Origin of the sequence: Anaerospora hongkongensis (genome assembly GCF_004339805.1) — a bacterium.
GTDB lineage: Bacteria > Bacillota > Negativicutes > Sporomusales > DSM-15969 > Anaerospora > Anaerospora hongkongensis.
This window is the reverse complement of sequence record NZ_SLUI01000002.1, coordinates 401491-416330: the sequence shown is the minus strand read 5'-3', so window position 1 is coordinate 416330 and position 14840 is coordinate 401491. Positions and strand designations below refer to the sequence as shown.

Annotated in this window: 13 protein-coding genes; all 13 read left to right on the top strand. The window is 48.0% G+C overall.

From position 1 onward, the window contains the following. The first annotated feature begins 10 nt into the window (after positions 1–10). A complete protein-coding gene (gene amrB / locus EV210_RS04500) occupies positions 11–844 on the top strand; it encodes an AmmeMemoRadiSam system protein B (protein WP_132076171.1) in 834 nt (277 codons plus the stop codon). A gap of 30 nt (positions 845–874) precedes the next feature. Further along, a complete protein-coding gene (gene amrA, locus EV210_RS04495) occupies positions 875–1375 on the top strand; it encodes an AmmeMemoRadiSam system protein A (RefSeq protein ID WP_132076169.1) in 501 nt (166 codons plus the stop codon). Between the two features lie 5 nt (positions 1376–1380). Continuing rightward, entirely contained in the window at positions 1381–2364 is a 984-nt protein-coding gene (gene amrS / locus EV210_RS04490) for an AmmeMemoRadiSam system radical SAM enzyme (protein WP_132076166.1), read from the top strand. 69 nt (positions 2365–2433) lie between these two features. Next, positions 2434–3468, top strand: a complete 1035-nt coding sequence (gene argC, locus EV210_RS04485; protein WP_132076163.1) for an N-acetyl-gamma-glutamyl-phosphate reductase — start codon at positions 2434–2436, stop codon at positions 3466–3468. Between the two features lie 18 nt (positions 3469–3486). Then, positions 3487–4695 carry a bifunctional glutamate N-acetyltransferase/amino-acid acetyltransferase ArgJ gene (gene argJ / locus EV210_RS04480; RefSeq protein WP_132076160.1) on the top strand — a complete coding sequence of 403 codons (1209 nt, stop codon included), beginning with the start codon at positions 3487–3489 and terminating at the stop codon, positions 4693–4695. Between the two features lie 707 nt (positions 4696–5402). Beyond that, on the top strand, positions 5403–6302 hold the full coding sequence (argB, locus tag EV210_RS04475; RefSeq protein ID WP_132076157.1) for an acetylglutamate kinase: 900 nt from the start codon (positions 5403–5405) through the stop codon (positions 6300–6302). Position 6303: 1 nt separating this feature from the next. Then, positions 6304–7497: an acetylornithine transaminase gene (locus EV210_RS04470; RefSeq protein ID WP_132076154.1), complete on the top strand. Its 1194-nt coding sequence runs from the start codon at positions 6304–6306 to the stop codon at positions 7495–7497. A 69-nt stretch (positions 7498–7566) separates the two neighbouring features. Beyond that, positions 7567–8505 (top strand): ornithine carbamoyltransferase, encoded by a 939-nt coding sequence (argF, locus tag EV210_RS04465; RefSeq protein WP_132076151.1) that lies wholly within the window; start codon positions 7567–7569, stop codon positions 8503–8505. A gap of 378 nt (positions 8506–8883) precedes the next feature. Next, positions 8884–10098: an argininosuccinate synthase gene (locus EV210_RS04460; RefSeq protein ID WP_132076148.1), complete on the top strand. Its 1215-nt coding sequence runs from the start codon at positions 8884–8886 to the stop codon at positions 10096–10098. Continuing rightward, a complete protein-coding gene (gene argH, locus EV210_RS04455) occupies positions 10098–11510 on the top strand; it encodes an argininosuccinate lyase (protein ID WP_132076145.1) in 1413 nt (470 codons plus the stop codon). The genes EV210_RS04460 and argH overlap by 1 nt, the downstream gene beginning before the upstream one ends. A 39-nt stretch (positions 11511–11549) precedes the next feature. After that, positions 11550–12620: a branched-chain amino acid aminotransferase gene (locus EV210_RS04450; protein WP_132076142.1), complete on the top strand. Its 1071-nt coding sequence runs from the start codon at positions 11550–11552 to the stop codon at positions 12618–12620. A 149-nt stretch (positions 12621–12769) separates the two neighbouring features. Beyond that, complete coding sequence (cdaA, locus tag EV210_RS04445) at positions 12770–13588, top strand: diadenylate cyclase CdaA (RefSeq protein ID WP_132076140.1); 819 nt, start codon at positions 12770–12772, stop codon at positions 13586–13588. Next, entirely contained in the window at positions 13585–14502 is a 918-nt protein-coding gene (locus EV210_RS04440; protein ID WP_132076137.1) for a CdaR family protein, read from the top strand. Before cdaA ends, EV210_RS04440 begins: the two co-directional genes overlap by 4 nt. The last annotated feature ends 338 nt before the right edge of the window (positions 14503–14840 follow it).

Sequence of the window (14840 nt, the reverse complement as noted above, 5' to 3'; positions counted from 1 at the left end):
GGAGCAATCAATGTTGAATAAACTGGTTGGCTGTGCTTTTATGCCTCATCCGCCTATCATGATACCGGAAGTAGGTCAAGAGGAAATCAATCGTATTACCGCTACGGTAGAGGCGGCTGATAAAGTTGCAAACACCATTAAAGAATACAATCCGCAGACTGTCGTAGTGCTTACACCGCACGGTCCGGTTGTCGAAGATGGAGCTGTTGTGACGATTCATCCACGTCTTAGAGGATCGATGGCTGATTTCGGCTGTCCTGATGTGGCCTTAGGATTTGAGACGGATGGGCTCTTAGTGCGTCATATCATAAAAAAATGTGAACGTCTGGGCATTCATTTGGTAGAACTGACTGATGACCTGGCTAAAACAAATCGTCTGAGCCTGCAGCTGGATCATGGTGCTGTTGTGCCGCTGTACTATCTTCACAAAGCCGGATTTAAAGGACAACTGGTCCACTTGTCCATGGGTAAGCTGCCTTATGAGGAAATGTATACCTTCGGCAAGGCGGTTCAAGCGGCTATCGGTATGGCGGACAAGCGTGTTGCCGTTATTGCTTCAGGTGACTTATCACATCGCTTAACAGAGGATGCACCTGCAGGCTATAGTCCACAGGGGGCCGAATTTGACCGTCAAGTTGTACAAGCGTTACAGAATGTTGATGTAAAGGCATTACTGAATATGGATAGAGATTTAATTGCACAAGCAGGTGAATGCGGACTCCGGCCAGCATTTTTCCTCATGGGAATCTTAGGCGGCTTGGACGTATCTGCGGAAGTATTATCCTATGAAGGGCCTTTTGGAGTCGGTTATGCGGTAGCGCAGTTTATCCCTGCCAATAAGTAAGAAAGGGCGTGAAAGCAGGTGGCCGAAAGCATGCCTGTGCAGCTGGCAAGAAAAAGTCTTGCTTATTATTTGGAAAAGGGGAGTTTGCTGCCCCTGTCAAAAGAAGGAGCAGTTGAGTTAAATAAGCCTGCCGGTGTTTTTGTATCTCTAAAAAAGCAAGGTGAACTGCGCGGCTGTATCGGTACCTTTTCACCTGCTCAGTCAAGCACTGCTCAAGAAATTATCGTAAATGCCGTCGGAGCAGGCACACAGGATCCCCGTTTCTGGCCTGTTGAGCTAAATGAGCTGGCAGATATTACGATTTCTGTGGATATCCTGGACGAGCCCCAAAAAATTAACTCGATTGCGGAACTGGATCCACAAAAGTATGGCGTAATTGTGCGCAACGGTCGGCGCAGCGGCTTGCTGCTGCCTATGCTGGCCGGAATAGAGTCTGTAGAAACACAAATAGCAATTGCTAAGCAAAAAGCGGGTATTCCTGAAACTGAGAATGTTGATCTATACCGGTTTACCGTTACCCGTTATGAGTAGCAGCTATGCATGAAGCGCATTATTATAAAAATACCGGACAAGGAGTCACCTGCCTGCTTTGTCCCAAAACCTGCAGCATTGCTGAAGGAGAGAGCGGCTTTTGCAGGACGCGGCAAAACAGCGGCGGCAAGCTTTATGTCTTAAACTATGCAGCCTGTTCTGCCTGTGCACTGGACCCGATTGAAAAGAAACCGCTTTATCATTTTTATCCAGGCAGGCAGATTTTATCGCTGGGCACCTGGGGCTGCAATTTTTCCTGCCAGTTCTGCCAGAATTGGCGAATCGCGCAGGAACAGCCTGAGACAAAGACGTTATCTCCCCAAGCGGCTGTCGGTATGGCGCAAGAGGCTGGTTCCGGTAATATCGGTCTCGCCTTTACCTATTCCGAGCCTGGCGTGTGGTATGAATATGTTTTGGATACAGCCAGGTTAGCGCACGAAAAGGGCCTGAAAAATGTACTCGTTACCAACGGCTTTATTAACAAGCAGCCTCTTCGAAAGCTTCTGCCCTATCTTGATGCAATGAATATTGATGTTAAGGCCTTTTCTGATGAGTATTATCAGCAAGTCTGTGCCGGACGGCTGAATAATGTAAAGCATACTGTCGAATTGGCCTCGCTCTATTGTCATGTTGAAATTACCACGTTACTGGTGCCGGGGCTTAACGATTCAAAAGATGAAATCAAAGCACTGGCGAAATGGCTGAATGGGGTTGATTCTACTATTCCCCTGCATGTTTCCCGGTATTTTCCTAATTACCGCCTGGCTATGCCGCCAACACCGCTTGCAACATTGGAACATGCATACCAAATTGCCGGTGAGTACTTGGACTATGTATATTTAGGTAATGCAGGCGGCAGGTTTGCCAATACATATTGTCCGGTATGCTCTACTTTACTGATTGACCGCACTTATTCTGTTATCAACTATTTAACTGACAGCGGGACATGCCCCGGCTGCGGAAAATCGACGGGTATCATAATTTTTTAATTGCATTATTATCCATAGATTTGTATAATTAATCATAAAAGTAAATTTAACATATAGGAGGCACCACATATGAAAGTCAGTATTATCGGCGCAACCGGTTATACCGGAGAGGAGCTGCTGCGATTATTATCCAGTCATCCCCAGGCTGAAATCGTCGCTATCACATCAGAAAGCCAGACTGGTGCAGCCATATCTGAAATATACCCTCATCTGCAAAAGTTTTATGATAATAAGCTGGTAAATATGCAGCAGCTTGATGAAGTTGCCGCAGCCAGTGATGTAGTTTTTATTGCCCTGCCGCATGGGCATGCGATGGAGGCCGGCAAGAAAATCGTCGCCAAAGGGGCGAAGGTAATTGATTTAGGGGCCGATTACCGCTTTCGCGATACCAGCGTATATGAAAAGTGGTATAAGCTGCCGCATACGCACAAAGAGGCTAAAGCGGTATACGGGTTAACCGAGCTATACCGCAAAGAAGTACAGAGTGCAACGATTGTCGGCAATCCGGGCTGCTATACAACTGCCAGCATCCTGGCAATGGCGCCGCTAATCAAGCTGCAGCTTGTTGAGGAAAACTCTATTATGATTGATGCAAAATCCGGTGTATCGGGGGCTGGCCGCAGCCTTGGTTTAAACAGCCACTTTACGGAAGTATTTGAAAGCGTAAAGGCGTATAACATTGCCGGCCACCGGCATACGCCAGAAATAGAACAGGCGCTGGGAGAAATCGCCGGCAAGGAAATCCTGATTAACTTTACGCCGCATCTGATTCCGATTGCGAGAGGAATTTTGAGTACTTGCTATGGTACGCTAAAGAGCGGGGTAACTGCTGCGCAGGTAGACGACGCTTTTAGCAGTCTCTACCAGGAAGAATATTTTATCCGCTTGCTCGGCAGAGGGGGCTATCCGGCTACAAAAAATACCCGGGGCTCAAACTTTTGTGATATCGGCTGGCACATTGACTCCCGTACTAACCGGGTAATTGTTGTATCGGCCATTGACAATCTGGTAAAAGGGGCTGCCGGTCAGGCTGTACAGAACATGAATGTTATGTTTGGCCTTGAAGAACAACTGGGACTTACTCAGCCACCTTTATATCCTTAAATAAGGAGTGTAAGTATAATGTTGAAACCAATCACAGGCGGCATAACCTCACCCAAGGGCTTTTTAGCCGCAGGTGTTAAAGCCGGTATAAAACAAAGCGGCAAAGAAGATGTTGCTGTTATTTACAGTGTTGTTCCCGCGGCGGCGGCAGCTGTTTTTACGACCAATGATATGGCTGCGGCCCCGGTTATTCTTTCCCGGGAACATATTAAAGGCGGTGTGCTATCGGCTATTGTTGTCAATTCCGGCTGCGCCAATGCCTGCACCGGTGAGCAGGGGATGGCCGATGCTCAGGAAATGGTAAAGCAAACCGCAGAACTGCTGAGTATCTCACCTCAGACCATACTAGTTTCCTCTACAGGCATTATTGGCGTTACCTTGCCGATGGCGAAGGTTTCCGCAGGTATTCAGCAGGCAGTAAGCAAGTTGTCGGTAGAAGGCTATGACAACGCGATGCAGGCCATAATGACAACCGACACATTTGCCAAAACAATTGCCTATGAATTCAAGCTCGGAGGGATGCCTGTGCGGATTGCCGGCATTGCCAAAGGAGCGGGAATGATTCATCCTAATATGGCAACCATGCTGGGATATATGACAACCGATGCCAATATTAGCAGTCCGCTGTTAAAGCAGGCATTGGATAAAGCTGTCAGTCTGACTTTTAATATGATTACTGTTGATGGTGATACCAGTACGAATGATACAGTATGTGTACTGGCTAATGGCCAGGCAGGCAATGCACTGATAGACGATGCTGCTGATCCTGATTATCTGCTGTTTGCTGAAGCGCTGCAGTCCGTTTGCCGCTATCTTGCGCAGCAAGTCGTGCGTGATGGTGAAGGGGCAACAAAATTTCTCGAAATCACCGTTAAGGGAGCTTTAAGCTTCGAGCAGGGGAAAAAGGCAGCAATGAGCATTGCAAAATCTCCCTTGGTTAAAACCGCTTTTTTCGGTCAAGATCCTAACTGGGGACGAATTTTATGTGCCGTAGGCTATTCGGGATCGAATGTTCAGCCTGCCCGTACGTCGCTGGCCATCGGCGGAGTCACCATTGTTGAAGCCGGGCTTGGAGCACGATACGACGAAGCTCTGCTGAGAAAAGTGATGAGCGAAAAAGATATTACGGTAGTCGTTGATTTGGGGCTGGGCCAAGAAGAGGCAACAGTATGGACGTGCGATTTTTCGTATGAATATGTAAAAATAAACGGCGAATACCACACTTAAAGAGGCGGCCGCCGATAAGGCCCCATCTGCGTTGTTGTCGGGGGAGGCGCAATCCTCACCGTACGACATGTACGCCTCCGGTTGCGCCTCCCCCTCCGCCTAGCAGCTGGAGCCTTCTCGACGGCCTGAGTTTGGCGGCAGGGGAAGACGGGGAACGAGCCTAGCGGCAGTTGGTGTGATAAAGCTCCCCTGCGGGGGTGCACGGCTGAGTAAGGACGATGGACGATCAGCTTCCCTGTCATTGCGAGGAAGCGCAGCGACGTGGCAATCTCATCTTTAGCCTCCTGGCGTCTGTGGTCTTCTCAGTGGGGAGGCCAAGAACGGGCTTAACGGCAGTTTGTTGTGATAAAGCTCCCCTGCGGGGTGCACGGCTGAGTAAGGCGGTGGGCGATCAGCTTCCCTGTCATTGCGAGGAGCGCAGCGACGTGGTAATCTCACTTTAGCCTCCTGGCGTCTTCTCAGTGGGGAGGCCAAGAGAACGGGCTTGGTGGTGATCGGTCGTGATAAAGCTCCCCTGCGGGGGTGCACGGCTGAGTAAGGCGGTGGGCGATCAGCTTCCCTGTCATTGCGAGGAGCGCAGCGACGTGGCAATCTCATCTATTCATATTGTGACGAGACAATCTCCTGTTGGCTCTTTGAGCAAGCAGGGGAATTCGTATATGTAAAGAAGTGTTATTCAGGTAGTAAAGGGTAAGGAGAGGATTGATATGATCAGTATTGACCAGAAAACAGCGGTATTAGCAGAAGCATTGCCGTACATGCAGAAGTTTGCCGGTAAGACGTTTGTTATTAAATACGGCGGCAATGCAATGCTTAATGATGAATTGAAGAAAAATGTTATTCAAGATATTGTGCTAATGAAGTGCATTGGGATTAATCCGATCGTCGTCCATGGCGGCGGGCCTGAAATTACCGGTATGCTCAAGCAGGTGGGCAAGCAAAGTCACTTTGTTGCGGGGCTGCGTGTTACAGATGCTGAAACAGCTACTATTGCCGAAATGGTACTTGCCGGTAAAATTAATACGGAAATTGTCAGTCTCATTAATCAGTATGGCGGCCGGGCTGTAGGCTTAAATGGCAAGGATTCAGACCTCATTGTGGCTAAACAGACAATGGCTACCATTTATGAAAACGGACTGCCCAAAGAAGTAGATATCGGCTTTGTTGGTGATGTAACCAAAATAAATGCCGATATTATCCGCATTCTGCTCAGTCATAATTATATCCCCGTTATTGCTCCTACCGGGGTCGGCTTAAAAGGGGAAACTTATAATATTAATGCTGATTATGTCGCCGGTGAAATTGCCGCCGCCGTCGGTGCCGCCAAGCTTGTCCTGCTTACCGACGTAGAGGGCATTTACCGGGATTATCATGATAAGAGTACATTTGTTTCCACTCTTCCCTATTCGGAAGCCCAGGAAATGGTGAAAAAAGGCAGTATTGACGGCGGCATGATTCCGAAAGTGGAAGCCTGCATCCGGGCACTGGCCGGAGGGGTAGAAAAAACACATATTATTGACGGTCGCCAGGCTCACTCACTCATGCTGGAAGTGTTCACGGCAACCGGTATTGGTACGGAAGTTGTGAAAGAAAGCGGGAGGGGTTAACGTGAATAAACAACAAATTATGGGGCTTGATGAACAGCATTATGTTCCGGTATTTGCCCGCTATCCCATTGTGCTTTCCCATGGGGAAGGACCCTATGTCTATGATACGGAAGGGAAAAAATACCTCGACTTCTTAGGTGGCATTGCCGTTAATGTGCTTGGCCATGCTCACCCTAAACTGGTAGCGGCTGTTGCCGAGCAAGCCGGTAAAATGATTCATTGCTCTAATTTGTATTATACGGAGGAGCAGGTAAAACTGGCGGCAACGCTGACGGAATTGGCCGGTATGGATAAAGTCTTCTTTGCCAACAGCGGAGCAGAAGCTAATGAAGGCGCTATCAAGCTCGCCCGTAAATACGGTAAAACCTTACAGGCAGACCGGGTGGAAATTATTACGGCTGAGAATTCATTTCATGGGCGGACCTACGCGACGATGACCGCTACCGGGCAGCCAAAGTATCAACAGGGTTATGAACCTTTGCCGGGCGGCTTTCGCTGTGTGCCTTTCAATGACTTGGCTGCTCTGAAAAGCATGGTTTCCGAAAAAACCTGCGCCGTTATGCTGGAGCCTATTCAAGGTGAAGGCGGCGTGAACATTCCTGATGACGGTTATCTGCAGGCTGTACGCGATCTTTGCGATGAATATGGCGCACTGCTTATTTTTGATGAAATTCAGACCGGCATGGGACGTACAGGTCAATTATTTGCTTATCAAACCTTTGGCGTACGCCCGGATATTGTAACAGTGGCCAAGGGACTTGGCGGCGGTGTACCCATTGGTGCCTTTCTTACTTCTGCTAAAGTAGCCGGTGCTTTTCATGCCGGTGACCATGGCAGTACCTTTGGCGGAAATCCGCTGGCTTGCGCGGCTGGCAATGCTGTATTGGCAGTGATCGCTGAAGAAGATCTAGGAACTAATGCTGCTAACATGGGTAATTATTTGATGAGTGAATTATGCAAGCTGCAGAATAAATATTCTCAACTTATTCTCAATGTCCGTGGTAAGGGCCTGATGATCGGTGCCCAACTGAGCAGGCCGGGGCGGGAAATCGTCAATCGCTGCCTGGAAGACGGGGTTATTATTAATTGTACAGCCGGTGATGTTCTGCGCTTTGTACCGCCGTTAACGATTAATAAAAAGCACATTGATGAACTGATGATTAGCCTGGAAAAGGTGTTAGCCGAATTTAATTAGTATAAATATAAATAATCATTGAAATTTTATGCAAAACCCTTTATACTAAAAGTACAAAGGGGGATCGGTATGAGCCTAACATGTAAAGATTTACTATCTATTCATGACCTTTCGACAAGCGAGGTCTATGAAATTCTAGAGCTTTCGCGGGAATTAAAACAAAAACAGCAGCAAGGAATAGAGCATCATGTACTCAAGGGAAAAACTCTTGGCATGATTTTTCAAAAGTCGTCTACCCGTACACGTGTTTCTTTTGAAGTAGGCATGTGGCAATTAGGCGGGATGGCTCTTTTCTTAAGTGCTAATGATCTGCAAATTGGCCGTGGTGAGCCGGTTCGCGACACTGCCCGTGTACTGTCACGTTACGTAGACGGCGTTATGATCCGTACCTTTTCACATGCCGAAGTAGAAGAACTGGCGCATTACGCCAGTATTCCCATCATTAACGGTTTAACAGACTTACTGCATCCATGCCAGGCACTGGCTGATATATTTACAGTGGTTGAACATAAAGGCAATTTAAAAGGATTAAAAATGGCGTATATCGGTGACGGCAATAATATGGCGAATGCCTTGCTGCATATCTGTGCCAAGGTTGGTATGGATATTACTGTTGCTACGCCGGCCGGATACGAACCTGATAAACGCATGGTTGCTCAGGCTCAGGCCGACGCTGGCCAGTCCGGCAGTCGCATTACCATAACCAATCAGCCGCTGGCGGCAGCTGAAGGCGCTGACGTACTGTATACGGACGTATGGGCCAGTATGGGGCAGGAAGCGGAGCAGATGGCTAGACGGCGTGTCTTTGCCGACTTCCAGATCAACAGCCAGACTTTAGCTATAGCTAATAAAGGCGCGATTGTGCTGCACTGTCTGCCTGCCCACCGGGGCGAGGAAATTACCAATGACGTGATTGAAGGGCCGCAGTCGGTAGTTTTCGATGAGGCGGAGAATCGACTGCACGTCCAAAAAGCCATCATGGCTTTATTGATGGGCGGCCGCCGATAAGGCACCATCTGCGTTGTTGTCGGGGGAGGCGCAATCCTCACCGTACGCCCATGTACGCCTCCGGTTGCACCTCCCCCTCCGCCTAGCAGCTGGAGCCTTCTCGACGGCCTAGGCTGAGAGGCAGTGAGGGATGGGGAACGGGTCTGTGGCAGTTGGTGAGGTTAGCTCCCCTGCGGGGGGCACAACTACGAAAAGGGGACTGTCCCCTTTTTGGCGGCGGCTGGCGGTGCAGGGCTCCCTTTCAGGGTGCACAAAGGAACAGACCACCTGTCATTGCGAGGAGCGCAGCGACGTGGCAATCTCATGCTTTTCATTTCTGTGGATAATTACAGAACTTCTATAGAGTTAAGACGTATTCATTATTGGAGGGTTTAGATTATGAGCGATGTAAAAAAAGTAGTCCTTGCCTATTCGGGCGGACTGGATACTTCCGTTATTATTCCGTGGCTGAAAGAGAATTACAGTAATTGTGAAGTTATTGCTATGTGCGCTGATCTCGGACAAGGGGATGAAGTGGAGCCCGTTCGTGAGAAAGCTCTTAAGTCTGGCGCCAGCAAAGTATATATCGAAGATGTTACCAAAGAGTTTGTGGAAGATTACATTTGGCCAGTGTTGAAAGCCGGTTCGGTTTATGAAGGAAAATACTTACTGGGTACTTCTTTTGCCCGGCCGATAATCGCCAAAAAACTGGTGGAGATTGCTGAAAAAGAAGGCGCTGATGCAATTGCCCATGGTGCTACCGGTAAAGGCAATGATCAGGTTCGTTTTGAACTGACTGTCAAGGCTCTGGCCCCTCATCTTAAGGTTATTGCTCCTTGGCGGTTATGGGACATCCGTTCCCGTGAAGATGCCATTGATTATGCAGAAAAACACAATGTACCTGTGCCTGTCACCAAAAAACGTCCTTACAGCATGGACCGCAATATCTGGCATTTAAGCCATGAAGGATCAGACCTCGAAGATCCCTGGAATGAGCCTAAAGCTGACGTATACATGGTAACAAAAACACCGGAGCAAGCTCCTGATGTTGCTGCGTATGTAGAAATCGGTTTTGAAAAAGGTATTCCTGTTGCCATTAATGGTGAGAAGCTGGGCGCAGTTGAACTTTTAACTAAACTGAATGAACTGGGCGCTGAAAACGGCGTAGGGATTACCGATATTGTGGAAAACCGGTTGGTTGGTATGAAATCGCGTGGTGTTTATGAAACTCCCGGCGGCACCATTCTCTTTTATGCACACCGCGAATTGGAGTATTTGACTCTGGATAGAGCGACCATGCATTACAAAGAACAGATCGCTGTTCGCTATGGCGAGCTAGTGTATGATGGAATGTGGTTTGCACCTCTTAAGGAAGCTCTGGACGCTTTTGTTGATGCTACTCAGCAGACCGTTACGGGCACGGTACGGCTTAAATTATACAAAGGAAATATTATGAGCGCCGGTGCGAAATCGCCATACTCCTTGTTCCATGAAGGTTTTGTTACTTTCGGACGGGATGAAGTATATAATCAGAAGGATGCCGAAGGATTTATCAATCTCTTTGGTCTGCCATTAAAAATTCGCGCTCTGATGCAGAAAGAGGCGAAAAAATAATGAAGCTTTGGGGTGGCCGTTTTACTAAGGGCACCGACAAAGGAGTGGAGGAGTTTACCTCCTCCATTTCTTTTGACTGCCGTATGTACAAAGAAGATATCGCGGGCAGCATTGCCCATGCCCGTATGCTGGCCAAGTGCGGTATCATTCCCGGCTCCGATGCCGAACAAATCGTTGCCGGCCTGGAAGGGATTCTCGCTGATATTGAAGCAGGTAATTTCTCTTTTGAGGTTTCTTTAGAAGATATTCATATGAACATTGAAAAACGGCTGATCGACCGTATTGGTCCTATTGGCGGACGACTGCATACCGCCCGCAGCCGCAATGATCAAGTGGCGCTGGATACGCACATGTACCTGCGCCGCGAAATAGCAGCGATTGCCGCGCTGGTAACCGAACTGCAGGCGGCAATTGTTGAGACTGCCGAAAAACATGGTGATGTAATCATGCCTGGCTATACTCATTTGCAGCGGGCCCAGCCAATTCTATTTTCCCATCACATAATGACATATTTCTCGATGCTGGCCCGTGACTTTGGCCGGCTGCAGGGTGTGTGGGAAAGAACGGATGTAATGCCGCTGGGAGCAGGCGCATTAGCTGGTACAACTTTTCCCATTGATCCGCATTATGTGGCCGAGCAGCTGAATTTTGGTGCTCTTTATGAAAATAGTATCGATGCTGTCAGCGACCGGGATTATATATTGGAGTTTCTGTCTTTCGCATCAATTCTGATGATGCATCTCAGCCGCCTTAGTGAAGAAATTATCCTCTGGTCCAGTGCGGAATTCCGGTTCATTGAACTGGATGATGCCCATTGTACCGGCTCCAGCATTATGCCGCAAAAGAAAAATCCTGATGTTTCCGAACTGGTACGCGGCAAAACGGGACGTGTATTTGGTCACCTGATGGCGATGCTGACCGTGGCAAAAGGATTGCCGCTGGCTTATAACAAGGATTTGCAGGAAGACAAGGAAGGTTTGTTTGACACTATCGACACCATAAAATTCAGCTTATCCGTGTATGCTTCCATGCTTAAAGCAATGAAAGTTAATGGAGAACGGACACTGGATTCGCTGCAGCGGGATTTTTCCAATGCAACCGACATGGCTGACTATTTAGTGAAAAAAGGGCTGCCATTCCGTCAGGCCCATGAAGTTGTGGGCCGATCGGTTCGGTATTGCATAGAAGAGCGCAAATGGCTGGCTGAATTAAGCCTGGAGGAGTTCCGGCAGTTTTCTCCCCTGTTTGAGGCAGATATCCTGCAAGCCATTCAGATTGAAACCTGCGTACAAAACCGCAATTCCCATGGCGGCACATCGCCTGTACAAGTGGCACGGCAAGTCACTAATGCGAAAGCCTTACTGACGAAGCAGCAAGGTGTACTTGACACATACAGGAAAGTAGGACTATAATTTTTCTAATCCTACACCGATAAAGGAGGCCGCACAAGAATGAGCGAACTAGCAATCACCAAAGTAGCTAAGCCGGGTACGCTCCCTGACGAAAGTCAATTAGGCTTTGGTAGGCATTTTACTGACCACATGTTTGTAATGGATTACGAAACAGGCAAAGGCTGGCACAGCCCCCGCATTGAACCATATGGACAGTTCGGACTAGAACCGTCTGCAATGGTGCTTCACTATGGACAGGCCATTTTTGAGGGAATGAAAGCTTTTCGTCAGGATAGCCAAATCGTGTTGTTTAGAACTGAAGACTACTTAAATCGCTTTAACCGTTCGGCAGACATTCTCTGTATTCCGCGGATCGATGTTGCTGTAGTCACTAAGGGACTGAAAACACTGCTGGAAATCGACCAGGCTTGGGTTCCGGCCAAAAAGGGCACTAGTTTATATATCCGTCCTTTTATTGTTGCCAACGATCCTTACGTTGGGGTGAAGAGTTCAGACCATTACAAACTTTTCATTATCCTATCTCCTGTCGGTGCTTACTATGCCGCCGGATTTAATCCAGTTAGTATCCGGGTGGAAGATAAATATGTCCGTGCAATTAAAGGCGGGGTTGGCGAAGCTAAAACACCAGCCAACTATGCTGCATCGCTGCGTGCACAGGAAGAAGCGAAAAAAGAAGGCTACGCACAAGTGTTATGGCTTGATGCTACCGAGCGCAAGTACATAGAAGAAGTAGGCACCATGAATATTTTCTTTAAAATTAATGGTGAACTCATTACGCCTGCCTTGAACGGCAGTATTCTAGGCGGTATTACCCGCCGTACCGTTATCGAGCTGGCAAAGGATTGGGGCGTACCAGTCAGCGAGCGGGAAATCAGTATTGATGAAGTTTTTGCTGCCAATGCAAAGGGTCAGCTGGAAGAAGCTTTTGGCTCCGGCACAGCAGCAGTAATTTCGCCTGTAGGCGAATTGTCCTGGAAAGGCGAAAAAATTATCATCAACGGAAATCAAACCGGCCCATTTGCGCAAAAGTTATTTGATCAGGTTACAGGTATTCAGTATGGGCATGTACCTGATAAGCATAATTGGATAGATCCGGTCGTAGCGATATAGCGGGCGGACTGTAACTATCAAGCCACGGTGCAAAAGTACCGTGGCTTTTACTTTTTTATTTATTTTTTACAACCTGCCGATGAAACTAAAGGTTTTTCCTGTTTATGGGTAGAATAACATGAAGAATCCGACTATGAGGTGCACCGTTCATGTTATTGCAAATTAGAGGAATTTTATCTACCGTTACTTTGCTGGATATTCTGGATGTTGTTTTGGTAGCTTTTGTCTTATATAAGTCATACGCTTTGATTAAAGATACCCGGGCGGTAGCACTGCTGAAAGGCTTGGTTGTGCTATTGTTTGCTACGCTGGTAAGCAAGTGGCTGGGATTGAACGTAGTGAACTGGCTGCTTCAGAAAAGCATGACGGTTGTTTTGGTTGCTTTACCGGTAGTTTTTCAGCCGGAACTGAGAAGAGCATTAGAACAATTAGGGCGGGGCAAGATATTTAGTAAAACAGGTTTTATGAATGAAGAGGAAGCTGAGTCCCTGCTGGCGGAAGTAACGCGGGCGGTAACTTCGCTTTCTAAAAATAAAATTGGGGCCCTGCTGGTTTTTGAACGGGCCATTGGTTTGAATGATTACATCGAGACGGGGATGAAAATTGACGGACTGGTATCCAGTGAATTTCTGACCAATATCTTCATTCCTAATACGCCGATGCATGATGGTGCCGTTATCATCCGTGGTAACCGGGTAATGGCCGCAGGCTGCCTGCTGCCTTTGACTGAGGACCGGACGCTGAATAAGGAATTGGGTACCCGGCATCGGGCGGCAATCGGTATGACTGAACAAACTGACTCGGTAGTAGTGGTTGTAAGCGAAGAAACAGGCACGATCTCCTATGTCTATGGGGGGCGGTTGACACGTTATCTTGACAGCGAAACGCTAAAAGACAAATTGCGGCCTTTCCTGGTGAGCAAGCAAGTGTCATTCACCGACTTCTTTAACTGGAGGCCATCGCAATGAGTAAAATTACCAGCAATAATTTAACGGCTAAAATTGTAGCGCTCATTTTGGCCGCTATTTTGTGGCTTTATGTTATGAATGAACAAAATCCACCGATAGAGTCAAGCTTTACTCTCCCGTTGGAAGTGCGCAACGGACAAACGAATTTGGTTGTGTCTGATCTTCCGGATACGGTTAGAATAAAGCTGAGAGGCCCCAGAAGCATTATTGCCGGTCTATTGGCAAAAGATATGGTCGCGTATATCGATGTGAAAGGCTTAGCGGAGGGACGAAATACCGTTAAAATCAATACGCAGATTCCTTCCAGCGTGGAGCTATTGGAAATAAATCCGGACAAAGCTACGATTCGGATTGATACGGCGGTGAGCCGTCAATTGCCGATAGACATTCGCCTGACCGGGACGGCTACGGCGGGGGCCGCTGTCGGCAAAGTTACGTCCAGTCATGAGAAAGTAACCATTGAAGGTCCGAAAACAATAGTTGAGAATGTCGAACAAGTATATGTACTTGCTGATGTAACCAATAAAAATGCCGATTTTCAGGCAGCAATTCCGTTAGTTCCGGTAAATAAGTCAGGTAAAGAAGTGGAAGGTCTCACTGTCTTTCCCGATAAAGTAACGATTTCCGTAGTGTTTTCTAAAGAGGGCGTTAGAAAAATGGTCGATATCCGGCCACTCATTTATGGTGAACTGGCAGGTGGACATGTCCTCCGAGGGATTACTACCGATCCGACCAAAATTGAAGTAACCGGTTCGGCCGAACAACTGGAGAAACTGGAGTTCATTTATACAGAGCCGATTAATCTCAGCGGTATCAACCATGATACGAAACGGGAAGTTAAATTGCAGGCCAAAGAAGGCCTGGTTATTTCACAGCAGACTGTTGTCGTCAACATCCAAGTCCAACCCAAATAGAGACGGCCGCCGATAAGACACCATCTGCGTTGTTAGGGAAAAAGAGGCGAGCTTGCCGTACCGCCGCTGTACTGTCTTCACTCGCCTCTTTTTCCCCGCCTAGCAGCTGGAGCCTTCTCGACGGCCTGAGCTTTGCGGCATGAGGGACGAAGGGGAACGGGGCTTGCGGCGGTTGGTCGGTGAGAAGCTCCCCTGCGGGGTGCACAGGTGGATTAGAGCTAAGCAAGAGCGGCCATTTGTCATTGCGAGGAGTGCAGCCTACATGGCAATCTCATTTTAGCTTCCAAGCATTGGAGTTGACCTGAGCCTTCAGGCAATGGGGACAAGCTTGCGGCAGT